21 protein-coding genes are annotated in these 22,789 nt (G+C 35.6%); 4 read left to right on the plus strand and 17 right to left on the minus strand.

Going from position 1 to position 22,789, the window contains the following annotated elements:
- Positions 1–192 precede the first annotated feature (192 nt).
- Positions 193–1,854, plus strand: coding sequence for a beta strand repeat-containing protein (locus EG346_RS21585; protein WP_123881486.1), 1,662 nt, complete (start codon positions 193–195; stop codon positions 1,852–1,854).
- Between the two features lie 217 nt (positions 1,855–2,071).
- On the opposite strand, the gene EG346_RS21590 is transcribed toward EG346_RS21585, so the two are convergent.
- Both EG346_RS21590 and EG346_RS21595 read right to left on the minus strand, forming a co-directional pair.
- Complete coding sequence (locus tag EG346_RS21590; protein ID WP_079467321.1) at positions 2,072–3,178, minus strand: IS91 family transposase; 1,107 nt, start codon at positions 3,176–3,178, stop codon at positions 2,072–2,074.
- Entirely contained in the window at positions 3,162–4,121 is a 960-nt protein-coding gene (locus EG346_RS21595; RefSeq protein WP_394343284.1) for a tyrosine-type recombinase/integrase, read from the minus strand. The genes EG346_RS21590 and EG346_RS21595 overlap by 17 nt, the downstream gene beginning before the upstream one ends.
- A gap of 145 nt (positions 4,122–4,266) precedes the next feature.
- Here EG346_RS21595 and EG346_RS21600 point away from each other — a divergent pair, with 145 nt between their 5' ends.
- On the plus strand, positions 4,267–4,644 hold the full coding sequence (locus EG346_RS21600) for a hypothetical protein (RefSeq protein ID WP_123881488.1): 378 nt from the start codon (positions 4,267–4,269) through the stop codon (positions 4,642–4,644).
- Positions 4,645–4,930: 286 nt separating this feature from the next.
- A complete protein-coding gene (locus EG346_RS21605; RefSeq protein WP_123881490.1) occupies positions 4,931–6,103 on the plus strand; it encodes a hypothetical protein in 1,173 nt (390 codons plus the stop codon).
- Between the two features lie 131 nt (positions 6,104–6,234).
- On the opposite strand, the gene EG346_RS21610 is transcribed toward EG346_RS21605, so the two are convergent.
- From EG346_RS21610 to EG346_RS21660, 11 genes are all read right to left on the minus strand, one after another.
- Positions 6,235–6,597, minus strand: a complete 363-nt coding sequence (locus EG346_RS21610; protein ID WP_123881492.1) for a transposase — start codon at positions 6,595–6,597, stop codon at positions 6,235–6,237.
- A 32-nt stretch (positions 6,598–6,629) separates the two neighbouring features.
- Positions 6,630–6,977: a helix-turn-helix domain-containing protein gene (locus EG346_RS21615; protein ID WP_123881495.1), complete on the minus strand. Its 348-nt coding sequence runs from the start codon at positions 6,975–6,977 to the stop codon at positions 6,630–6,632.
- Positions 6,953–7,384, minus strand: a complete 432-nt coding sequence (locus EG346_RS21620) for a transposase (protein ID WP_073334926.1) — start codon at positions 7,382–7,384, stop codon at positions 6,953–6,955. The genes EG346_RS21615 and EG346_RS21620 overlap by 25 nt, the downstream gene beginning before the upstream one ends.
- 139 nt (positions 7,385–7,523) lie before the next feature.
- Positions 7,524–8,789 (minus strand): phage tail-like protein, encoded by a 1,266-nt coding sequence (locus EG346_RS21625; protein ID WP_123881498.1) that lies wholly within the window; start codon positions 8,787–8,789, stop codon positions 7,524–7,526.
- Positions 8,790–8,813: 24 nt separating this feature from the next.
- Positions 8,814–9,515 carry a hypothetical protein gene (locus EG346_RS21630; protein WP_073334853.1) on the minus strand — a complete coding sequence of 234 codons (702 nt, stop codon included), beginning with the start codon at positions 9,513–9,515 and terminating at the stop codon, positions 8,814–8,816.
- Between the two features lie 40 nt (positions 9,516–9,555).
- Positions 9,556–9,993, minus strand: a complete 438-nt coding sequence (locus EG346_RS21635) for a hypothetical protein (protein WP_123881501.1) — start codon at positions 9,991–9,993, stop codon at positions 9,556–9,558.
- Between the two features lie 22 nt (positions 9,994–10,015).
- Positions 10,016–10,498 (minus strand): hypothetical protein, encoded by a 483-nt coding sequence (locus tag EG346_RS21640; RefSeq protein WP_123881504.1) that lies wholly within the window; start codon positions 10,496–10,498, stop codon positions 10,016–10,018.
- 836 nt (positions 10,499–11,334) lie between these two features.
- Positions 11,335–12,807 carry a tetratricopeptide repeat protein gene (locus EG346_RS21645; RefSeq protein ID WP_123881507.1) on the minus strand — a complete coding sequence of 491 codons (1,473 nt, stop codon included), beginning with the start codon at positions 12,805–12,807 and terminating at the stop codon, positions 11,335–11,337.
- Between the two features lie 194 nt (positions 12,808–13,001).
- The gene (locus EG346_RS21650; protein WP_123881509.1) at positions 13,002–13,751 is read right to left on the minus strand and encodes a phosphatase PAP2 family protein; all 750 of its coding nucleotides are present in this window, start codon (positions 13,749–13,751) and stop codon (positions 13,002–13,004) included.
- 3 nt (positions 13,752–13,754) lie between these two features.
- Positions 13,755–14,642 (minus strand): phosphatase PAP2 family protein, encoded by an 888-nt coding sequence (locus EG346_RS21655; RefSeq protein WP_228429355.1) that lies wholly within the window; start codon positions 14,640–14,642, stop codon positions 13,755–13,757.
- A gap of 893 nt (positions 14,643–15,535) precedes the next feature.
- Positions 15,536–16,090: an OmpH/Skp family outer membrane protein gene (locus EG346_RS21660; RefSeq protein WP_073334847.1), complete on the minus strand. Its 555-nt coding sequence runs from the start codon at positions 16,088–16,090 to the stop codon at positions 15,536–15,538.
- Between the two features lie 368 nt (positions 16,091–16,458).
- On the opposite strand from EG346_RS21660, the gene EG346_RS24940 reads away from it, so the two are divergent.
- A complete protein-coding gene (locus EG346_RS24940) occupies positions 16,459–16,635 on the plus strand; it encodes a hypothetical protein (RefSeq protein ID WP_164466262.1) in 177 nt (58 codons plus the stop codon).
- A gap of 901 nt (positions 16,636–17,536) precedes the next feature.
- Here the strand turns inward: EG346_RS24940 and EG346_RS21665 are convergent.
- The 4 genes from EG346_RS21665 to EG346_RS21680 all read right to left on the minus strand — a co-directional run bounded on the left by EG346_RS21665 (position 17,537) and on the right by EG346_RS21680 (position 22,714).
- Positions 17,537–17,869, minus strand: coding sequence for a hypothetical protein (locus tag EG346_RS21665; protein WP_228426319.1), 333 nt, complete (start codon positions 17,867–17,869; stop codon positions 17,537–17,539).
- Between the two features lie 22 nt (positions 17,870–17,891).
- On the minus strand, positions 17,892–18,152 hold the full coding sequence (locus EG346_RS21670; protein WP_123881515.1) for a helix-turn-helix domain-containing protein: 261 nt from the start codon (positions 18,150–18,152) through the stop codon (positions 17,892–17,894).
- Between the two features lie 363 nt (positions 18,153–18,515).
- Positions 18,516–19,379 carry a DUF4238 domain-containing protein gene (locus tag EG346_RS21675; RefSeq protein WP_123881518.1) on the minus strand — a complete coding sequence of 288 codons (864 nt, stop codon included), beginning with the start codon at positions 19,377–19,379 and terminating at the stop codon, positions 18,516–18,518.
- Positions 19,380–19,447: 68 nt separating this feature from the next.
- Positions 19,448–22,714 (minus strand): hypothetical protein, encoded by a 3,267-nt coding sequence (locus EG346_RS21680; RefSeq protein WP_123881521.1) that lies wholly within the window; start codon positions 22,712–22,714, stop codon positions 19,448–19,450.
- Between the last annotated feature and the right edge of the window lie 75 nt (positions 22,715–22,789).

Consider the following 22,789-nt stretch of genomic DNA (forward strand, 5'->3'; position numbering starts at 1 on the left):
AAAAGATATTAATTAATATCTTTTTTATAAAGGAATTATTACTAGCAGGCTTGCTTACCACTTTTCCCCTAGTGGCCAAATCACAAGTGGGTATTAATACAAGTAATCCTCAGGGAGTATTTAACATTGACGGGTTAAAAAATAATCCGACAACCGGGTGCCTACTGCTTCTCAGGCCAAAGATGATCTGTGATGACTTCTAATGGTAATCTGGGACTGGGTCTTACCACTCCCGGTACTACATTGGATGTGAACGGAGCGATTACCAACCGTGAAATCGCTGTAGCTGTTGCGGGTAATGCCGTTATTATTCCGGCTAACGTGAGTTTGGTACAGCTTACAGGAGCTGCTACTGGTGCAGTAGCTATTTCGGCTCCTGCTGCTCCTAACCATGGCCAACGTCTTATTGTCTTTAACAACACCACCGGAGGATTTGGAGCAACACTGAATGGGATTACTATACCTAATGATAAAGTACTCGAATTTGTTTTCAGCAATTCATCCTGGAGGTCTACTGATGGAGGCGCAGCCGGAACTACTCCGGTTAATATCTATACAGCAGACGGTACTCTTGCAAGTAACAGAACGGTAATACAGGGAGCTAACACCCTTGCATTTACAGGCACACAAACCAATGCTTTTTCTGTAGATGGAAATACCTTATCAGTGGATGCTACCAATGATCGTGTAGGAGTCGGCACCACAACACCAACTAATAAATTAGTGGTAGCCGGCACAAATGCCCAGCCTTCAGCATTAGGTACAGCCAATACCAATGCCACATTGAGAATTGATGGAAATACCAGCCACGCCCTAGACCTAGGAACCTATACCAATGCTCCTTTTGGATCCTATATCTCCAGTCAGAACAAAGCTTCAGTCATAAGCCTTCCTTTAGTATTAAACCCGGTGGGAGGAAATGTAGGCGTTAACACCACTCCCGGCACAGCATTGGATGTAAACGGGGCGATTACCAACCGTGAAACCGCTGTAGCCGTTGCGGGTAATGCCGTTACTATTCCGGCTAACGTGAGTTTGGTACAGCTTACAGGAGCGGCTACTGGTGCAGTAGCTATTTCGGCTCCTGCTGCTCCTAATCCTGGCCAACGTCTTATTGTCTATAACAATACCACGGGCGGATTTGATGCTACACTGAATGGGGTTACTGTACCTAATGGCAAAGCACTGGAATTTGTTTTCAGCAATTCATTATGGAGATCTACGGAAGGTGGTGCAGCCGGAGCTGCTCCGGTTAATATTTATACAGCAGACGGTACTCTTGCAAGTAACAGAACGGTAATACAGGGAGCTAACACCCTTGCATTTACAGGCACACAAACCAATGCTTTTTCTGTAAACGGAAATACCTTGTCAGTGGATGCAGCCAATGGTCGTGTAGGAGTCGGCACCACAACACCAACTAATAAATTAGTGGTAGCCGGCACAAATGCCCAGCCTTCAGCATTAGGCACAGCCAATACCAATGCTACGCTTAGAATTGACGGGAATACCAACCATGCTCTGGACTTTGGAACCTATGCAAACTCTCCTTTTGGATCTTATATTTCCAGTCAGAGCAAAACTGCTTCCACGGGTCTGCCTTTAGTGCTAAACCCAGTGGGTGGAAATGTGGGAGTGGGCACCAATGTTCCTAATAATTCAGCTTTGCTGGATCTCACTTCCAGCAATAAAGGTCTTTTATTGCCAAGAGTATCCCTGTCATCCACATCGGATGCCAGTACTGTTCCTTCCCCAGCCACCGGACTTATGGTGTATAACAACAATACCGCAATGTCACCTCAGGGAGAAGGAATTTATTATAACGGAGGAACAACCGCAGCACCTAATAACTAAGCTTTCGTTTTGTCCGCAGGACACGAGATGAAAGCCCGTTGAACGGAAGCTCCGGGAGCTTTTTTGGCCGTCTATGGAGTTTTCGATTTTAGGATTTAGGGTAACAAAGCAGTTTTTTGGAATGACTGCTTTTTTTTGTGGCATTTGGTAGCCTTTATGAGTGGTTTTCTGCAGGTTTTTCTTCGCTGCAGCATATAAATTCCCTTACCCGCAAAGGTTATTTTGCAGACAATGGTTGGATAACGAAAAGAAATTCCGGTGGCGGACCGCGCTGCCCGAAAACAGCTATAGTGACTAAGTTTCCTTCCTTGCAACTTCGACATTTCCGGAGCAAAGTTTTCGGTTTTGCTGCAGTAACTCTGATTTTCAAATCGGATTGCAGTGCCTGCAGTTTCCCACGCTTCCAGCTGCTGCTCAGGATGCCGTAATGCCGGATCCTTACAAATCTTTTCGGTAAAATATGCATCGAAAACCTCCGGACAAACTCCGTGTTTGCAAGAGTCATTTCCTTTTTTTCGCCGCCTTTGCGGTAATCTTTGTACTCAAAACGGACCTGCTGATCCGTCACTTCTTTTATGCGGTGATTGCTGATGGCGACTTTGTGAGTGTATCTCCCCAAGTACTCGATCACCTGTTTCGGGCCGCCAAAAGGCCGCTTGGCATATACGACCCAGTTCTTGGTGAAGAGTTTCTCCATTAAATCCCGGTCAGTAATTCCACAGGCTCTTAAGGAAGTCACAAACTTTGCCCGAAAGACTTTGCTCAGCGCTTTTACTGGAAACAGAAACTTATCCGTCCTTACTTTCTTTCTCCATTTTCCCTGCATCGTGAGACCACCTCCCGGCACAATGCAGTGCAGATGCGGATGAAGGCTCAGATTTTGTCCCCATGTGTGAAGTATGGCAATCATTCCCAACTGAAGGCCTTCGGTTTTGCCGAACTGGTTTAAAGTAGCCCAGGCGGCCTCAAATAAGGCTTTGTAAATGAGTTGGGGCTGGGATATTGCTAGCCCATTCAACTCCTCCGGCAGGGTAAAAACCACATGGTAATAGCTGCAGGGCAAGAGGTCCTGTTCGCGCTTTTGGATCCATTCTTCCTTTTTGTGTCCCTGACACTGCGGACAGTGCCGGTTACGGCAGGAGTTGTAGCTGATGGAAAGATTTCCGCAACCATCACACGTATCAATATGACCACCCAAGGCAGAAGTCCGGCAGTTGGACAATGCCCTAAGCGTCTTTTCCTGATGAACGCTGAAGTTTTGGGATGATAAATTGATTTTGCGAAGAACTTCTGCTACACTCGCACCTTTACTTCGGGCCTGCATTCCTGCTGCATAAAGTAAATACCGTATCCAAAGGACTGTGCGGTTTTTGGTCCGAGAGCTGGCACACATGAAGATATTCCATTGTACTTTCAATACGCTCATGACCCAGAAGTTTCTGTACCATGATGATCGGAACGCCGTCTTCCAAAAGGTGTGTGGCATAAGAATGCCGCAACGTGTGGGTGTGAACGTCTTTGGTGATGCCGGCTTTTTTAGAAATGGTTTTTATTACCCACTGCACACCGCGCTGGCTGTAGCGGGAATCGAAATCTTTGCTGGCAGACCGTGAAGCCCCTGTGCTGAGCGCATCAATCTCTTCAATATTCCTGTTATGGTTTCCATTGAATAAATACTGAACCGGATTCTCAATACTGATGAAGGTTTTCAGTCCCCGGATCAAATGTTCCGACAAGGGAACGTAACGGTCTTTGCTCCCTTTACCCTGAACAACATGCAACATCTTCCGGTCAAAATCCAGATGCTGAAGTTCGATATTCCTTACTTCCATGCAGCGCAGTCCACAGCCGTATATCAGACCGATGAGCAGTTTATGTTTCAGGAGTTCGGCACTCTGAAGCATACGCCAGATCTCTTCCCGACTCAGGATTACAGGAAGTTTCTTCACTTTAGCAATGGTGGGAAGGTGCAGAAAACTATAAGGCAAACCCTCAGTTTTCAGCAGGAACCGAAGACCGTATACAGTATGCTTAAAATACGATTGCGAAGGGGTTCTGCTCCGCCGCTGCAGTTCAAAAAGATAATCTTTGACCTGTTCGGGATCCAACTCGGTAGGCAGGGTTTTAAAATGCAGCGCCAGGGCCGCCACATGACGGGAATAATTATCAAAGGTTCTGGGGCTCCTGCCCAGGATAGAAATATTCCGCTCAAAGCGTTGCAGCAGTTCAGCAAAACCACTAACTTCGCTCGAGGCGCGGTTCAGAATTTTGTTTACCCTTAACTCCTCCGGAGATTTTTTTTTGTAGCCATTTTAAAGATTTTTTGTTGTTTTACCAAAGTTAATAAAACAGCGAAGGGAAAAGCTACCGGAGGTTTAGTTCAACTGGGGGAAAGTAGGACCGGTTTCAAAAATGTATTTCAAGTATTATGCGTTCTCGAATCCTAATGGAGATTTTGTGTCTAATTTTGACACCAAAATACCAACAAACAAATATACTGCTATTGTTGTGGGGTCTGATACGAGTAATCATTCCGCTCTAACCTCAGGATTTAAAAATAGCTCTACCGGTTATGATTTTCAGGTGCCGGATATTTATACTTTCCAGCAAAATGGTACCTGGAGAATATATGCTGATGTTCCCAATGCAACGACTAATGGTGTTTCCAATTTTTCTTGGGGTGTCAGATTGTTAATTATTTCCAATGAACAAATGTCTCTACTTTCAGATGTTGTTTATGATTTAGGGGGCAGCAGTACCGGAGCAGCAACTGCTTCACCTGTTCCATAATAACGCATATTGTTTTCACTATTAGATTAAACTTATAAAAAACAATAGCTTAAGCACAAGCTTCTTATCTCTTACAAAAAAGAACCCTTTATAAAAAAGATATTAATTAATATCTTTTTTATAAAGGAATTATTACTAGCAGGCTTGCTGACCACTTTTCCCCTAGTGGCCAAATCACAAGTGGGTATTAATACAAGTAATCCTCAGGGAGTATTTAACATTGACGGGTTAAAAAATAATCCGACAACCGGGTGCCTACTGCTTCTCAGGCCAAAGATGATCTGTGATGACTTCTAATGGTAATCTGGGACTGGGTCTTACCACTCCCGGTACTACATTGGATGTGAACGGAGCGATTACCAACCGTGAAATCGCTGTAGCTGTTGCGGGTAATGCCGTTATTATTCCGGCTAACGTGAGTTTGGTACAGCTTACAGGAGCTGCTACTGGTGCAGTAGCTATTTCGGCTCCTGCTGCTCCTAACCATGGCCAACGTCTTATTGTCTTTAACAACACCACCGGAGGATTTGGAGCAACACTGAATGGGATTACTATACCTAATGATAAAGTACTCGAATTTGTTTTCAGCAATTCATCCTGGAGGTCTACTGATGGAGGCGCAGCCGGAACTACTCCGGTTAATATCTATACAGCAGACGGTACTCTTGCAAGTAACAGAACGGTAATACAGGGAGCTAACACCCTTGCATTTACAGGCACACAAACCAATGCTTTTTCTGTAGATGGAAATACCTTATCAGTGGATGCTACCAATGATCGTGTAGGAGTCGGCACCACAACACCAACTAATAAATTAGTGGTAGCCGGCACAAATGCCCAGCCTTCAGCATTAGGTACAGCCAATACCAATGCCACATTGAGAATTGATGGAAATACCAGCCACGCCCTAGACCTAGGAACCTATACCAATGCTCCTTTTGGATCCTATATCTCCAGTCAGAACAAAGCTTCAGTCATAAGCCTTCCTTTAGTATTAAACCCGGTGGGAGGAAATGTAGGCGTAGCAACTAGTACACCGCAAAGAGCTCTGCATGTTAATGGTGGCTTACAGGTTACCAATGAAATCAATGTGGGAGGTAATGCCTCTACTGCGGGATCGGCAGGAACAGCAGGACAGGTTCTTAAATCCAATGGCCCCGGAGCAGCTCCTTCATGGCAGACTCTAGCCGGTGTTCCGAATGCCACAGGAACTGTAATAGCTGTGAACGGCCAGTTTATAGTAGCCCAGGAAATATCTGTACAAATGACAAGTGACTTTACAATACCCGGCAATACTCTGGCTATGCCTGTAGGAAATTTAACCAATGAAATCATAGACAACGAAAACCTATTTACCGGCTCGTCTACTTCCAATTCTTTTAAAGTATCGGCTGACGGGATCTATCTGGTTACGATGAATGTTCAGCTATGGGTAAATAGTCCTACCGGGGGAAAATAACCCGTAATTGGGATATGGGATAACGGAATATTCGCTTTTTCTAATGTTTGAGTGATTTGATCAAAATAAGACTCAATATGGTAAAGGTCATTATGATTTCCCGAAATAGAATCAGACATTGCTAAAGGCAATCATTGCCTGTCCGTAAAGTAAAGTGCAGTACGTACTGGTCTTTCTCTTTTTTGACCTTGATAAGCTACATCTTCTCCTCCTCGTAAAGCATAGGTATGGCTGCCGTCTAAATCTCCACTTGATATCTCAAGCTTTGATTTGTTTTTGGATAATAATTGTATCCAGCAATCTTCCCAAACATTACTTATGAACCATTTACGATAATGATAAAAAACACTTTGATAGCTCAAAACTTTATCCTCAAAAAGACTTTTTACAGGGAAATACTCCCATTGAACTCCTGTTTTAAGTTTGTATAAGATACAGTTAACGATCTCCGCCAAAGCAAGCTTTTTTTTATGGAAAGGTTTAAATGACTTCATTATTTAATTTCCTTCTTCCATCTTATTATTTCTTAAATAATTTTATATATTTTTTTCCATTTTGCCACTGTATTTCTACTGAGTTTAAAATAAACTGCCAATTGGCTATTGTTTAACTTGTTCTTCTTCTGATAATTTAATATCTGTAAAATTGCCTGCTCATTGTAAGCACGATGCATCTGGTTAAAGATCTGGCTTTCTTTCTTTTGCTGAGAAAAAACAATATCATTCAGCTTGATAACGTCTAAGTCAGAAAGATTTACTTTAGAGAGAATGTCTTCACAATACTTCCTTTTTTCCGGATGTCTTAATCGAATGATATCTGAATAAATTTTGTGATAATCCGGTTTTGTACCTACTTTTTGTATTTTACTATCCATTTATATAAAGTGGTTTTAGGGATTTTGTATTGTTGTATAATTTGTAATTTAGTTTTCTCCCCGTTTTCTACTAATTCCAGAATAAAATCGATTATATCTTTTGTATAAATATTTTTCCGGAACTGAGGAAGTCCAATTTTTTCGCTATTGGATCTATCCTTTTCAGCTGAGGCCGGAGGGGAAAACAGGATCAAATGGTGAGAGTACAATCTGAAGAAATCATATTCGAGTAGTTTGGATAATCTTAACAATGTAGCTGTAGATATATCTTCTGAAGACAGCACATTCATAAGAAACCCCTGATCGCACTTAAGAAAACTGAGAATCCTTTCTTCTTCAATATTCAGTTCCTCAATCCGCAACCGGATTATCTCTCCAATGTGTATTTCTTTAAAATTGAAATTCATAAGCATTAATAGAAAGGGCACCATCAGGTTTTACATCACTGATGATACCCATTATAAAAGGTTAATTTTTCTCTAAATAAACACTACAAAAGCCTTTTGACTTATCATTCGTTGCATACAAAACAAGGTTATTAAATATTTATAATTTGATAACCGTTATATTGCTTACATTTCCTGTTCCAATAGTACCCACTTCATCTCTCAGAAGCGCATAGGTGTTAGCACCGTTTGCTGCAAAAGTAATCTGCTGACCAGCTGTAGCACTGATAACGGTGGTGTAATTATGGATTTGCCCAACTGTTGCTGTAACTGGAATAGTTGTCGCAATTCGGGTAGATCCCCTTCCTATAAAATCTCCACCCGCATCCCGTATCCCAATAATAACCTGCTCATTTGCCGATACATTTCTGAAACTCATCTGCATCTGCACCAAATAATTTCCGGCACTGTTGAATGTCATCACCCCGGTAGATGTATTATAACTATATAGGGAAGATGTAGCATCCGGAGTTCCAAGCAATATCGTATTGGTTCCTGTAAGACTGGTTTGATTGGCTGCCAGTTTGGCGTGGAAAAGTGGCTGAGCAACGGTTGGTGAATATTTTAATACTCCTGTAGATAAATCTACCACTACATTGTTGTCAGTTCCTGAAGCTATCCTTAATCCTTCAATTTTTACGGGGTCGGTACTAGCTGAAGGTACTACATGAAGTTTATGGGTAGGATTGGTTGTGTTAATCCCTAAATTACCAGATGAGCTAACAGTAGCCTGCTGTACATTATTGGTGCTGAAAATGATGGGACTTGCAGATTGAGTAATTAAATTCAAACTGGCTGCATTACCGGACGCAGCCAATTGTGCGGAATTGGCATTATCCACAAACATGTCTAATATGGCAGAACCGCCCTGAGCCCGGATTGCACCTCTTGACGCACCCGATGCAGTTAGAAAACTTTGCGTGCCAACGTTGCTGAATATAATGGAATTTGAACCATTTCTAAACTGCAATGTATTTGTTCCCATGGTTACAGTTCTGTTTGTCAACAAAGTACCATCAGCATTATAGATATTAACGGGAATATTCAACTTTGTCCATACAGTGCCGTTGTAATAATAATAACCGACAGCATCAATATTCAAAGCCGTTCCTGCCAGAGTGCCAGTAGCAATATTATTTACATAAATCAGTGTTGAAACCGGGACTCCGGTCATACTCTGAGCTCTTTCCCTATCTACTCTGGGAATAAGAAGTCCATCTACTGCTGACGCTGTACCTGTAACATTCTTGGCCGTTATATCAAGGGTTGCATCGGGAGTAGTATTGTTAATGCCTACTTGCGAAAAAAAAGCATTGCTAAATCCTGTTAGAAATAAGACAATTGGAAGAATAGTTTCTTTTTTCATTGATTCGATATTTTTAAAATTGTGTTATTGAAGGAACAAAATGCACCCTATTTCCAGTGTTATTGCCAATATATTTATAGCAATCAGGTATTTCCGGGAAAAAAGTGACTCTTTTATAATATGGTAATTGGCTCTTATCAGTTTGTAAAAACCCATTATAAATAAAATGAATGAAACTATAAAAATTGATAAAATTTTTATAGTAGAGGAATTGCTGCCATCAAAAACAGTTGTTTTTAAATTCAGGCTTCCACCGGCTGCTGCCATTCCAAAAAACAATAGAATAATTGGAAATAACATATAAATAGAAGTGTATAAAAAAGCAAATAAATATTTCCTGAAGCCCAATCCGGATATTCTTTCTTTATTAAGCAACGTTATGATCAGGCTCATCATAATAGCAGTCATATTGTTAAAAAAAAATATAATAATAGCCTTTTCTGTAAAGTTTAAAGATCCAAGCAATTTCGCAATCGGAAAATCAATTTGGTTATTTTCGTAAATAATTAAACTTGTAGCCACTGAAGTATAGATACTGAACCGGACAGGAGATAATATATCATCATCTTGTAACTCCGAGTCTTCATGCACCTCTTTTTCTGCCAGGTCGTAACACAGTTTAGGGTTCCTGAACAGCGTAAAAACTGTTCCGGGAAGAAGCAGTAAATCCGTTAAAATTCTGAGACATAACTTTTCAAAACTATCCAATAATTTATCAAATTCCATAAGAAATCATTTAATTTATTTCAATTGTATTGATATCAGATCAATCTTCCTTATTGAAATGTATTATTTTGTATTCTTTACTAATAATTAGTAATAATCTGGGTTTAATATCATAGCTTAATTTCTCTCCGGATTTAATTTTATAATAGAATTCAGCATCATCAGGATTGGCCCTTACTATCTTTACTGGAAAAATTTCTGTAGAAGTATTGGTTACAGGAAGCATAATGGCGATTACCTGCTCTTTAGAAAAATCAATTGCTGTTGGCATTCCGTTTTCTCCCATATGGGCTGCTGTCCCAAAAATTTCATCAAACTCTTTTTTGGATGTAATGACTTTTTCGGCAGGTGTGTTTATCACTTGGGCATTTTTTACAAAATAGTTTTTTGCAACCTTGAAGGTAATTGACTCTGATTTGTTGGTATTTGTTTTACAGGAAAACAAGAGGACGAGGAAAATGATAAATACGTTTTTCATTTTTAATTTGGATTTAGTAAAGTTAAAATGTCTTCAGTTCTAAAAACTTCAGAAAATAACTTGCAGTAGCCATAGCACTATTCCCTGTTGATCTGATAAAATTGATAAATTTCTTATTTTCAGGAGCAGGATTTATTTTTATTTCTGTACTAAGTCTGGCCATATGTTCTTGTTCTTTTAGTATTTTTCTTTGAACTATTTTTGCTATCGACTCTTGGCGTTTAGAAGAACTATTTTTATCCTGAGTTTTTGATTGTGCAATGAATTCAGCCTTGCTGATGTTTCCTTTAGTATAGACAGAAGCTGCAGAAATGCAAATTGGGGATTTTTGGTTTTCTACAGCTCCAGAATTTTGGTCACACGAAACCATATCATTGGATAGATATATACCATTATTTTGCTTTTGTGCTAATTGTGCTAAAAGGAAAACAGGCATCAAAAATAAAATGAGTAAATGCAGGCGAAAAATCACCTTCCTATTTTTTACAAGAAAATTTGTGTCCAAGTAGTACATCTTTTTTGTGTTTTGTTTTTCTAGACACAAATGTATATCTGAAACAACTTACAAGAGCAAAAAACAGATACAGCATAAATACATCACCCAAACAAAACACTCATTACCAGAATTTTAAATGAAAGAAAAATCAGGATTTCAAAAAAAAAATTGAAGAATATTAGTTTTCCACAAGAGATTTTAGAAATGATAAAGATTCATATCTGATCTAAGATTGAGTTTTTTCTCAATCTACTTTTTTGATTTGGACGAATCTATGTTGCATAAAAGTAAACTCAGCAATGCCTTTGGAAGAAAAACCTAACCAAATTAGAGCACAAAGTATAAGAAAACATTACGGTGAAATTCATGAAATTTTTCGAACAACCCATTGAATTAAGATCTTCATGCATTACTGCAATTCGTCTGTCCAATATCTTTATTTCGTCTTATTTCCGGGAAATTATTTCTTAGCTTCCATATTAGCTTCTTTTTTTTTCTTATTCTGATGATACGAATAAATGAGCGATACTGAACTTATAAACCATGCTGCACATCCCTATTCAGTACTCCCCTTTCTTCAGTTTTTTCTTCTTCTATTTTTTATAGATAGTCCTTTTCCTTTGGTTTTTAAGCTTTCCACACTGTGTCTTTAACTTAATATGATAGTGCATCACTAGTTTTACTTTTATAGACGTAAATTTATAATCAGGATCACTTAAAAGGATAAGAAACAAATACCGCATAAATACAAGACAATTATAAGCATGTTAGCTGTAACATAAATTAGATTTGAAATAAATTAAAACAGAATCACACAATCTAATTAAAAAATAGATGTAAGTAAACTAATTGTTCACCAAAGACTTAATATATTGATAAAGATCTACATCTGATCCAAGATTGAGTTTTTTTCTCAATCTGCCTTTTTTTATTTGTACGGATCTATGTTGCATAAAAGTAAATTCGGCAATGTCTTTTGAGGAAAATCCTAACCAAATTAAAGCACAGAATATAAGATTATCTTTAGTTAAAGCCGGATTGATTTCCAAAAGTTTCTGGGAAACATTGGGGTAAACTTCCTGAAATTTTGCTAAAAATCCAATATCATTAGTCTTTGCCAACTGCATTATTTCTTCGTGCGCATCTACAATTCTGCTTTTCAGTTTCAGAGTTTCGCTTTCTTTTTGGGAAATTATTTCTTTGCTTTCTAATATCAGTTTCTTTTTTCTCTTGTTCTGATAATACAAATAAATGAACAATACTAAACTCAAAGAACTCACAATACTACTATATATTAGTATTGTTTTTTTTAGTGTTTTCTTTTCTTCAATTTTTTCCTCTTCGATATTTTTTATGGATATTTCTGCTGTTTTTGTATTCAATCCACTAATTGTATCTGTTATTCTTATTAGATTTTCCAGACTTTCATTTTCTTTATTTTTATCACCTAAACCTTTATAGCACAAAGCCAAATTTTTATAAATATCTTGAAGCAGATCCTTGTTATTTTCTGTTTTATTGTATAAAAGTGATTTTTCTAAATATAGTACTGCATTAGCGTAATCTTTTTCTCTCATAAAATAGATTCCATAATAATAATAGGTAACAGAAATTTGATGAGAATCAATTTTTTTGCCATTTTTTTTAATCACTTGCACTGCTTTATTGAGGTACTTTCTTGCAGAGTCTTGGTTTGGAGAATAATCGAGGTAATGATTGGCTATCGTAGAAAGAATACCTGGACTTTCATCTATTTGATTTGCTTTTTTTATATAGATTATTGCAGAGTCCTTATTTTCAACATTATAATAAAGGGTTCCTCTTATTGCATAAGCGTATTGCAAAAATTTCTTTTTTTCATAGCTGTTTTCGATATTTTTTCCATAGTAAATGGCTTTAGAATTATGCTTAAGAGCTATATCATTTAGATTTAACTCATAATACATTCTAGAATATACTTGATATATACTCCCTACAGTAAAATTATCTGTGGAATACTTATCAGAAAGTTTTTTTGCAGTATTAAGATACTTTACAGCCTCGTCAGACTTACCGACGTCTAAATATTCATCAGCTAAACTGGTATAAACCCAAATAATTCCTTTTTTATAATCCTCTTTTTTTACTTTTTCAAGCATTTTCTTATTCCAAAGAATGATTTTTTCTACGGGAATATTGTTATTACCCATTTCTCTGGGTTTATTTAGAAGAATTGAATCATACTCTTTATGTTTAATGTTTTGGGGAAATAGCATTACAGATGAGAAAAAAATCCCAATAGTAAATAAAAATTGAAATAAGTATTTAAAGTATTTCATTGAATGCTAAAATAAAAATATTTTTAGAAAAAAACTATTAAATTGATTAAATATCAGGCATATTTTGTTTATATAAATAATTTCCTAAATCAAATTCCGTTATAATTAATATCCCATACCAGATTTTATTAGGATGAAATATTTAAAGGAAATATTATTACATAATTAATTACAGGTTCTTTAAATCCCATTTTTTATTTTATACTAATTACAACTCCTGCACCATAAGCATTTTTATCTATAACAGGGTATCCAATTAAAGAAATTCGTTTATTAAAGATATCTCCATGTGTAAATTTTGAAAGTGGACCCCAATGGTTTACTACAACTGCAATTCCTATCCCCAAACCAGCTCCAGTTAATACATCACCAACCCAATGTCTATTGTTAGTAACCCTCAAACATGCTGTAGCAGCAGCAAATATATAGCCCGAAGAAGCATACCAAATATTGGAATCTTTATATTCTAAGAACTGTAAGGTTGCCAGATTGAATGCTAAAGCTGAATGGCCTGAAGGAAAAGAATTACTAGTAGAATGATCAGGCCTTAGACTTTTAAAACCTGATTTGCCTACATAGATAACACTTCCAGTAATTAGGGATGAAATGATACTATTGAAAGCTCTTTGTTTGTAATTATGCCTGGCTTTAAACCCTAATAGATCTCCTGAAAATATTGCTATCACAGGGACATATTGTGTATAATCATCTATTTTGGTTTTAAATTTTTCCCCGGTAGCCCCTCTTACACTTTTTTGAAGGTCATCTTCTACCGAAGGTATCTTTAAAACCGCTCCAGCAGTGATAAGACCTGCCGGTAAAATCAATTGTTTGTAACTAAACCTTCTGTCGTCCTGTTTTACATCAACAATAGGTAATGAATTTTGAGCCTCTATAAAAAAGGGACACATGTAAATAAATACATGCAAAATATGTTTTTTCATAGACTAAAAAGAAATTTTTAATCCTAACATATTATATCCAAGATCACGGGATGCCATAAAACTCATCTTATAATCTCGACCTTTAGTACTGGCCTCTGACTGTGAATATCTACTTTTAGAAATCGTTTTCCCAATAAAATATCCCATAAGCAAAGCTAGAGGGTAATCTGATGCCCAGTGAACACGGCTCTGCATCATCTGAAAGCATAAAGCACCAGCCAATGTATAACCTACCGGCTTTATCCATTTCGCATCAGGATAATTATCTGCAATCACCGTCAAACCAGCCATGAAAGTAGTTAAATGTCCAGATGGCATAGCATCATAATGGGGGGTATCTTTCGCAAATGCTGAAAAACTTGGAAATGGCGTCCAATGACCTCCAGGATGATTGTTCTCTATAGCAATAAATGGACTTTCTCTTCCCATGATTCTTTTGATAGTTTGAGAAAAAACTCCCGAAAGTATTAAGCTTTCTATCAGTCCACTTGCAGTGGCCTGAGCTCTGTAGTCATTTTTTATAAACCCATACGCTCCGAAACCAATTCCCAAAAGAACAATCGTTGATCCATTTCCAATCAGATACAGCCCTGAACCAATATCCTTGGGCATTTTAATAAAACCTGCCGCTGTGCTGTAATTATTATCCACGTTCATTCCCCATTGATCAGCCAGATCTCTGGAATTATCAATTAATTTCTGGTCGAAAGGTAGCAGTATTAATGTACTGGCAACTGCGCCACCTAAATAATACGCATGATCCTTCGCAACAAAATCCTTGTTGATATCAATGAAATTTTTAGGCAATTTGGTAATAAAGTCAAAAAGGCGGGGCTTTGTGTAGGTTCTGACGGAACCATCTTTTAAGGTGTAAACTTGTGAACTTGGCAAGCTTTTTATCTCTATGCTATCGCTTTTTTGAGCATATGTAAGTATAGAGACTGGTAATAGTAACAGTCTAATTTTTTTCATAAAATGTGTGTTTACTAACCTTAATTAACGGTTAGTATTTAGTTTAGGAATTTTCCAGTTGTGGAAAGTAGTGCCATAGTGGGAGTAGTTGTATTCGGGCTTGCATTTTATTTCTCACTTACCACTTCGGAAACCCACGACAGGGATCTTGAACCTACTGATATCTTTACTGTAATATAGATTAATGTATCTTTTTCACTATCAGTATATAATGTATTCCCTTTATTGGTAAGCTCTTGTCTGGTAAGTCTGGGTACGGTAATGCCATCTTTTTAGATAGATTAATGGGTTTGTAACAACATCAAGTAGGTTACCTGAGAAGCTGTATTGATTTGTTGAAAGAAACAATATGTCAAGGATGCTGAGATTGAACTTAAGTCAAATTATATAAACTCGTTAATACTTAAACAATAGGTTTTAAATTGTTTTCCTCATTTTTTATTAATTTATAAAGTAAAAAAGAATTACTATTTCTACGAGTGTAAATTTATTGGAAAATGGAATAATCAGACTTAAATGATAGTCATCATGCATGCGTCATGTATACATCATGTGGAAAAAATATTCTTATTTTGAATTCAACTATTATTCAAAAAATAAATGACTCCTTCCTCCAGCAATACAACAAAGAGGCTTTGATATTTTATGAATTTTCTTAACTTACTGTCTGTTCAAATGCAGCAACTCCAAATTTGTTGCATAGTGTTATAAATTTTTTTTTGCACTAAAGCCTAAGTTTCCTTAGGCTTTACTGATTTTTAGTATTACCTTGTGTTTCTAGAATCGCGAGTGATAACTTGTAGTTAATTATATCATTTTTTTATAGTAGTAATACCTAATTTAGTTTTTACAATCGGAGTAATATCTTCACCTCCTTCCCAGAATACTAAATCACTTCCACTTTGTCCGTTTGCGATATTAAAAACGTAAGCCAAACTTTTATCTTTAGATACAGATGAAATAGCTGCCGCAACTTTAGCTTGAATAGGCTGAAGTAGCTCACTTTGTTTAGCAGCAATATCTTGAGATGCTTTATTTCGTGTATCTTCAATACGTTTTCCTAACTCCTGAATTTCTCCATAAGCTTTTTCTAATTCCTTAGTAAGAGATTCTCTGTTTGTTTCGCTTAAAGTTTTTTCTTTTGCCTGAATCGCTGCTGCTTTTGTTTGATATTCTTTAATGATGCCATCAATATAAGCCTGTTTTTGCTTTCCTAAAGTTTGTAAAGTCACTTGAGCCTCTTTGGCTTCAGGTAAGTTCATCAATATTTCTTCTGAATTAATGTGACCTAGTTTTTGTTGTGCATTTACTATATTAGCAGTAGATATTAACCCTGTTACTGCAATTAAGTTAATTAACTTTCTCATTTCTTTTATTTTACTTTGTTTTCTAATTGTTTTTGTAAATAATTGACGGAAGAAAATAATGACTCTAATTCCATCTGACTGTAAGCAAATAGAAAATAAAGTAGGATCACAAATCCAATCAACATAGTATTAATAATCATACTTTTAAAATTTCTTATTTATTGCCCTTCAAAATTATTAATCATTTTGTTTCTCCGATAAAACCTACATACACCATATATACATCATATATACATCATGTGTACATCAATTTATTTTTTTATTTACGGTTCATCTACATATAATTAAAGTTTCAAAAAAGAGTTTTTTTTAATATAAAATTATCAAACAAATAATTTTCTAAAGACCGTCTTTCTACTTCTTTAGTAATGAGTATGTATTATTATGGGCATAAAAAAGACGACCAACCCATTATTTCAAAATTACTGGATTTGGCGGCGAGATATCCTACAAGGGATTTGAAACTTATTACGGTAAGATACGTTTGGAAGATGTGCTTTGGAACAGAAAAAGAGTTCTTCGTGTTTATCGAAATATTAATTTAAAACTAAGAGTTAAGCGCAAACGTCGTATTCCGTGTCGGATTAAAGAGAAGCTAATCGTTCCAGGCACAGTCAATGAGACCTGGTCAATTGACTTCACGAGTGATGCTTTATCTAATGGACGAAGGTTTAGGGTTCTGAATATCATTGATGATTACAATAGGGAGGCATTGATTAATGAAGCATTTTACTCAATTCCAAGCATCCGATTGGTACAAAGATTAAAATAATTAATCACCTATAGACCTAAGCCCAAGCGTATAATAATCGACAACGGTCCTGAGTTTTTATCCAAGGTTTTTGTGACTTCTGTAAAGATAATGATATTGAATTGCAATATATACAACTGGGAAAACCTTCACAAAATGCATATATTGAACGCTTACAGATAAGATGTTTTGGATGCATACCTGTTCGGGGCTTTAATAGAAGTAAATGCCATTGCTTATGAGCGCCAGATCGATTACAATTTTGACTATACCAGATAAGATCAATACATCTTATTTCAGGAATAAAAAAGCCTTAGAATAAATTTTCTAAGGCTTTTTTTGCGGAGAGAGAGGGATTTTGTAACCTTCCCTCATCCCTTTATTAATAAGCATTTCGCTGTAGCATCTTGTGAAGGGCCTTAAATAGGACATTTGCAAAAAGCGGTAAAATCCAATATAAAAATTTTACGTAGTAAAAGTAGAAATTTTCGTTCGGATTTGCAAAATTTTTTTTGAAAATTTACTCACTTTCAAACATCTCTAAGTATTAAATTACGAGACGGTGTTTCATAATTTAATACTTAGCTGCAAGCCCTTACAAAATTATATATTTAGGAAAATCAGTATTTATGATTTTGAAATTATTTGTTAATAATCAATACCCGATATATAGATTTCAATAAGTATGGTACAATCTATTTTTTTATTTTTTGTTGCTTCAGATGAGGTTTTAATTCCCCCGCAAAATCCAGCATAACAACTTGACTTCCTTTGAATGGATTATAGGACGGCTGGTAATCAATATAGCCCGAAGAATGCAGATTCTTAAGGCATTTGTGGTAGGTGGCTTTTGAGTGAATTTTACTGATGCGCATCACTTCATCCCGAGAAATACTGACCGGATTTCGGAAACGGTTGAAATTCCAGAATTGGAATAAAGCTAGGTATAGGCTGATGTGTGTAGGATTAAGCATATTGTCCTGAGCTACCTTTCCATAGAAACCTGTGAGATGTTTGATGTAATTCATTTTGTTATTTTTAAGAAGAGAATTACCCTTTACTATTCAACATTTTTTCAATGTCTTTGTTACTGTAGTATAATGTTCCTCCGACACGAGTGTACGATAAAGTTCCACTGACACGAAGGTTCTGTAATGTTCCTGTGGAAATTTTCAGAAGTTCTTTGACTTCTGACGAGCGCAACCACAATTTTTGCTCTGAAATTTTGATACTAAACAGATTTTTAATGTCTTCAAGCAATTCAGATTTAAACTCCTGAAGGTCTTCTTTGGTAATGATATTTACTTCCATAACTAATTTTTAATTTGTATCTTTTTAAGGATAAAATTCTATATCAACATTTACTTTTAATGATCGATAAAGAAATTTCTTTAAAAATAAGTCAGAAAATCTCTGATAGGACGACATAGTTATTAATGGAATAATTTGGCAGTCCTCTTCATAGTTAATCACTTCCTCAATTCAATATAGGATACTCTCCTTTCCTAATTTCAATCTACAGTGATTTTGAAGAAATCAATATCATGAACTACCCCAGAGCTGTATTTTTCGAACACTTTTGTAGAAAGATTTGAATAAAATTGCAGAACTTGAATGTTTACACTTTACCTAAAACAGAAATAAAACGATTTTGTTTTAAATATTTTTTCATAATTAATGATGAATTAATTTTTCGACAAGGCTTTTTAAATATTCTATATTCTCGCAGGCAATTGTTCGTTGCGCATATTCATAATTTGCCTTGTTCAGCATATAAACTTGCTCACTAGTAACGTAATTTATTCCAGGTGGCTTAGGTAGGATTTTAAGTTTTGACGAACAGAAATGTAAGTACAATTTACTAGTTAACGGTAAACCGATATAAGCTATTTCCTTTGCATCAGGGTTAAAATGGTTATTTATACGTTCTCGCACTGTAGCAGCTCCAAAGTCTGGCAATATAAAGTAATCGTTTTCATTTTGAGGTACTTCAATTGATAAAATAAGATCACCCATGGCTTTGATTACATTGTTAGCAAATTCAATGTAATTAAGACTATTACTATATTTTACTTCATCGTCAAAGCCGAAAAATCTTTTATATCCCGCCTTTAATTCATCAGTTCCCATTTCCATAATAATCTTCATCCCGTTTTTAAGTGTATCGTCAGTATGTTTTTTACGAAAAGGAGTTCTTAATTCAGCGATCAGACCATAACCTGCTAGATATAGTAATGCTTCTTGTGTCTCATCATTTAAATTTTTTGTTTCAATAAATTTCTTTACAATCTCAACGCAACTCGGGAAGTCTTTTTCAAAGTTTTGATTCAATTCTTCTTCGATTGTAGAATAGTCATATGTGCTATCTTCTAAACGTTTGGTATTCAAATTTTTTTCACTAAAAATGCTCTTGGTAGTATTTTTTTTAAAGTGCCGATTTTGGATTTTATCAAAAAGATGAATCTCGTTTTTCTCGGTATTAAAAAAATTTTTTATATGCGCCTGAGAAATATAGTGATGGTTCTTAGGTATACTCATAGTCTGTTTTCCAAGTGAAATATTGATTTACTAAATCATCATAGTAAGTGAGGCTTACATCTTTATCATTATATATTTTGTAAGGGATTATTATCTGAATTATCATCGAGATTAAAATTAAAACGTTTAGTCAAAAAATACTGAACACCTTTAAAGTTTGGATGTTTCATCCCATTCTGGAGACCAAAAGATTCTAAAGTATCAGTAGGTATTTTCTTAAGTTGAAAATTAAAGAGATCCGTTTGCAACCACTCCGCCGGAATTCTCATGTAACAATCTTTTTCATCTAGTTCAGAAAGTCTTGCAAATTCTTTATTATGTAAATCATTGAGTTTTACCGGATCTGTTTCAGGAGTTGCTCTTAAATTTATTTTCACCTTTGCTTCTATAACATAATTTTGTAAAGCAACTAAAATTTGCCAGTCAAGCCAACCTGATATGCGTAAAGCCTTAATCAAATCAATAAACTTTGGATCTTCAATCCATTTTGTTAAACTAACTGATAATCTCTTTTGAGTACTTTCATACATAAATCTAATGTGCTCTAACGACTGTTCATTGTTGTATTTCTCACTAACACCGTCGTAAAGTTCTAATGTATTTTCAGAAATTTTTTGATTTGAAAAATTTAATGAAGAAAAATCCCCTCTACGGGATTCATTAAACTCCTCTGCAGTCAACAAATTAAAATAAACCTTTTCATAAGTATTTGTGCCAAGAATTTTATCGGCAATCATATTCTTTTTCAACATTTCATCAAAAGCATTATTAAATTCATCTGTTTGTAAAACACTTATATTACTCAACAAAATTCTCAAAGTAGTTATAAGATGTGCATTATGAAGCTTGATTGCAGCATCTTCGCTTGATGTTAGTGAAGGAATACTTAGATCCCAAACACTATCTTCATGTGAAAGTCTTTGAGTAAGTCTTGGTTTATCATCTGTATTTAGAGTTATATTGATAGTTATCGGAATTTGTAGAAAGTGAAAATCATGATTAAACAAATTTATTTCACATAAAAGCATCTGTATTATTGCTCCTACACCTTCTGAAACTGAATTTAAAATTGCTGTATTTTCAAACCCAATCTCCCAATCAATTCCCGAGGTTGTAAAAACAATTCTTCTTTTAGCACCTACATCATTTAGAGGATTACTTGTTAATTTTCCTTTTAAAATTCTATTTAAACTCGTCTCTTTTGTAAAAATGGCAGCTAATTTTTCTTCAGAATATTTTATATAGTTTGTATATATATCTTTTAAATTATTTTTTACAAAGCCAATAAAGGCAGTCATTTCCGGATGCAGCAATGGCATTGCAGCCAGTATACAAGCTAAATCTGTCGTTAATTCTGTAAAAACATCATCTTCATCAAGATTATCTGTCTTGAACTCAAACCTTGAAAATATATACTGTTTGAAATCGTCAAGTGCACTCATCCAAGAGCCTTGTCGAAAGTCTGCCTTGAATACAATTCCATAACTATCACTAACTCTTTTTAAAAGAGTATAATCACCAAAATGTACAGATGCCCAAACTCCACAAAGTCCATAATATTTTGCTGCTATATTCATCCCTAATGCTAAATATATTTGGGCAATATTTATTAATGAAAGAATATACCCGTCCTTTGTATCCTGTAAATACCATAATTTTTTTGCTTTGTGAAAGCAATCCAAAGCTTTCAAAAAATTTTTCAAAGAACCTTTTTTCATATACAAAGCACCTCGTTCGGCCAAGTTATGAGCCGCATTATGCTGCTTTCCAGTTTTAACAGCATATTCTTCAATTTCATTAATGAAATTTTCGATATCATCAATTACTTCATCTTCCACATCTTCGTTAATCAGTATTTTTAAAATATCAATAAGATAATCACTAAGACCAGATATACTGTAAGTTGATGCCTCATTTAGAAGAGGTAAGATTTGTCTATAAGTTTCAATTGCAGTCTTAACATTTTCGCGTAACGGGGTCGTTCTGTTAAAATTAAAAATAAAATCACCTTTTAGTTCATAAGATAAACACAACTCATCATTGTTTCTGGGTGTGTTTATTTTTTCATCAATAAAATGCTCAATCACTTTCTTCCATTCCTCGATCTCTGCTTGCGTCAAAGAAGTTTCGCTATCAATGGCAAGAATGCCTTCGATGCTCTGCAAGAGAAAAATATCTTCTTTGAAATCTGCAAGTGAATTCCTATGTTCAAGTTCATTAAAATAAAAACGAATCCATTCCTCATGTCCAGCAATCATTTCTCTTGGCAATCCTGTTTGAGAATTTGGTGAGAATGTTAGAAAAAGGAACTCGTAAATTGCCTTTCTACGACAAGCTAAAGTAATATCCGCTAAGTTTATATATTTTTTTAAAAGCGAGAGCCATAAAGTGTGATGACCACTTTCATCAAGCTCCCAACGGCAATGCCGAGCTGCACTAACCACTTCATAAAAAGCGCCGACAGTAAAATATTTTATTTCGTTAACATTGGACCATTTCGCATATGTTTCACCGTACCAGCGATTTTCTTCAGATCCTGAGGTAAGCAAGACTATATCTAATAGATCATTTGTTAGCTTTTTATCTTCTTCATTTGATTGGGCAGTCCTATTTGCAATCTCAAAATGCAGCAGGGAAATATATGTTGTTGCTTTTTCAGGATCGATTGACAATGGAAGATCTGGGATTAGTTTCGTAATCTTGCCCAATAGAAGAGGAATTGCTTCATCTTGTGACACCACTTCAAATTTCCATCTTATGGAAGCTATGAATATGTCCCAAGTTTCATCCGATAATTCCTCATAAATTTTTCGGGCTTCTTCAAATTTTGCCCGGTTAGCATCCGAAACGTTTTTATTAAAATCAGCTGCTATGTATTCATCAATAATACCTTTTACCTTTTCTCTGCAATAAATTTTTAATTGTTCGCTCATTGCGACCTGATTTTCTGCCCATTCACGTAGTAAATCGGCATCATTTCCACGAACTTCTCTTCCTATACCGGAGTTTGTTTCGAACGAGAATTCTACATCGTCAAACTTATAGTCTGCTTTTACAAAAAGCATAAAGAAATTAAAAAGACTTTTCTGTATTTCTTCTCTAGAGAAGGAAAAATTGGATGAGTATAATTTTACTTGTCTAAACTTTGAAGCACCTTTATCTAAATCTCTTTGAAAAATGTCATCTTCGTAATCACAATATATTACTTCATCTAATTTATTGATTCTATTTCTTAACCATGTTTCTAAAGTTTTCAGCTTCTGATATTGGAAACCCATTTCAGTTGAAGAGGCGTCAGTATTTTTTGAAAATAAGTAAAGTTTGTGTAATGACATTTGTATGTTTTGTTATCTTTATAAATTTACAAAAAATCATCTTGAAATTAGATTTTTAATACGTTAAAAACTTTA

Source organism: Chryseobacterium carnipullorum (genome assembly GCF_003815695.1).
GTDB lineage: Bacteria > Bacteroidota > Bacteroidia > Flavobacteriales > Weeksellaceae > Chryseobacterium > Chryseobacterium carnipullorum.

Bases quoted from the DNA above. Each gene is read 5' to 3' on its own strand.
- EG346_RS21660 (WP_073334847.1), bottom strand. From the start codon at position 16,090: ATGAGAAAGTTAATTAACTTAATTGCAGTAACAGGGTTAATATCTACT.
- EG346_RS21665 (WP_228426319.1), bottom strand. From the start codon at position 17,869: ATGAATTACATCAAACATCTCACAGGTTTCTATGGAAAGGTAGCTCAG.
- EG346_RS21625 (WP_123881498.1), bottom strand. From the start codon at position 8,789: ATGAAAAAAGAAACTATTCTTCCAATTGTCTTATTTCTAACAGGATTT.
- EG346_RS21680 (WP_123881521.1), bottom strand. From the start codon at position 22,714: ATGTCATTACACAAACTTTACTTATTTTCAAAAAATACTGACGCCTCT.
- EG346_RS21670 (WP_123881515.1), bottom strand. From the start codon at position 18,152: ATGGAAGTAAATATCATTACCAAAGAAGACCTTCAGGAGTTTAAATCT.
- EG346_RS21635 (WP_123881501.1), bottom strand. From the start codon at position 9,993: ATGAAAAACGTATTTATCATTTTCCTCGTCCTCTTGTTTTCCTGTAAA.
- EG346_RS21650 (WP_123881509.1), bottom strand. From the start codon at position 13,751: ATGAAAAAACATATTTTGCATGTATTTATTTACATGTGTCCCTTTTTT.
- EG346_RS21645 (WP_123881507.1), bottom strand. From the start codon at position 12,807: ATGAAATACTTTAAATACTTATTTCAATTTTTATTTACTATTGGGATT.
- EG346_RS21620 (WP_073334926.1), bottom strand. From the start codon at position 7,384: ATGAATTTCAATTTTAAAGAAATACACATTGGAGAGATAATCCGGTTG.
- EG346_RS21605 (WP_123881490.1), top strand. From the start codon at position 4,931: ATGACTTCTAATGGTAATCTGGGACTGGGTCTTACCACTCCCGGTACT.
- EG346_RS21590 (WP_079467321.1), bottom strand. From the start codon at position 3,178: ATGCAGGCCCGAAGTAAAGGTGCGAGTGTAGCAGAAGTTCTTCGCAAA.
- EG346_RS21585 (WP_123881486.1), top strand. From the start codon at position 193: ATGACTTCTAATGGTAATCTGGGACTGGGTCTTACCACTCCCGGTACT.
- EG346_RS21630 (WP_073334853.1), bottom strand. From the start codon at position 9,515: ATGGAATTTGATAAATTATTGGATAGTTTTGAAAAGTTATGTCTCAGA.
- EG346_RS21600 (WP_123881488.1), top strand. From the start codon at position 4,267: ATGTATTTCAAGTATTATGCGTTCTCGAATCCTAATGGAGATTTTGTG.
- EG346_RS21615 (WP_123881495.1), bottom strand. From the start codon at position 6,977: ATGGATAGTAAAATACAAAAAGTAGGTACAAAACCGGATTATCACAAA.
- EG346_RS21675 (WP_123881518.1), bottom strand. From the start codon at position 19,379: ATGAGTATACCTAAGAACCATCACTATATTTCTCAGGCGCATATAAAA.
- EG346_RS24940 (WP_164466262.1), top strand. From the start codon at position 16,459: ATGAGTATGTATTATTATGGGCATAAAAAAGACGACCAACCCATTATT.
- EG346_RS21610 (WP_123881492.1), bottom strand. From the start codon at position 6,597: ATGAAGTCATTTAAACCTTTCCATAAAAAAAAGCTTGCTTTGGCGGAG.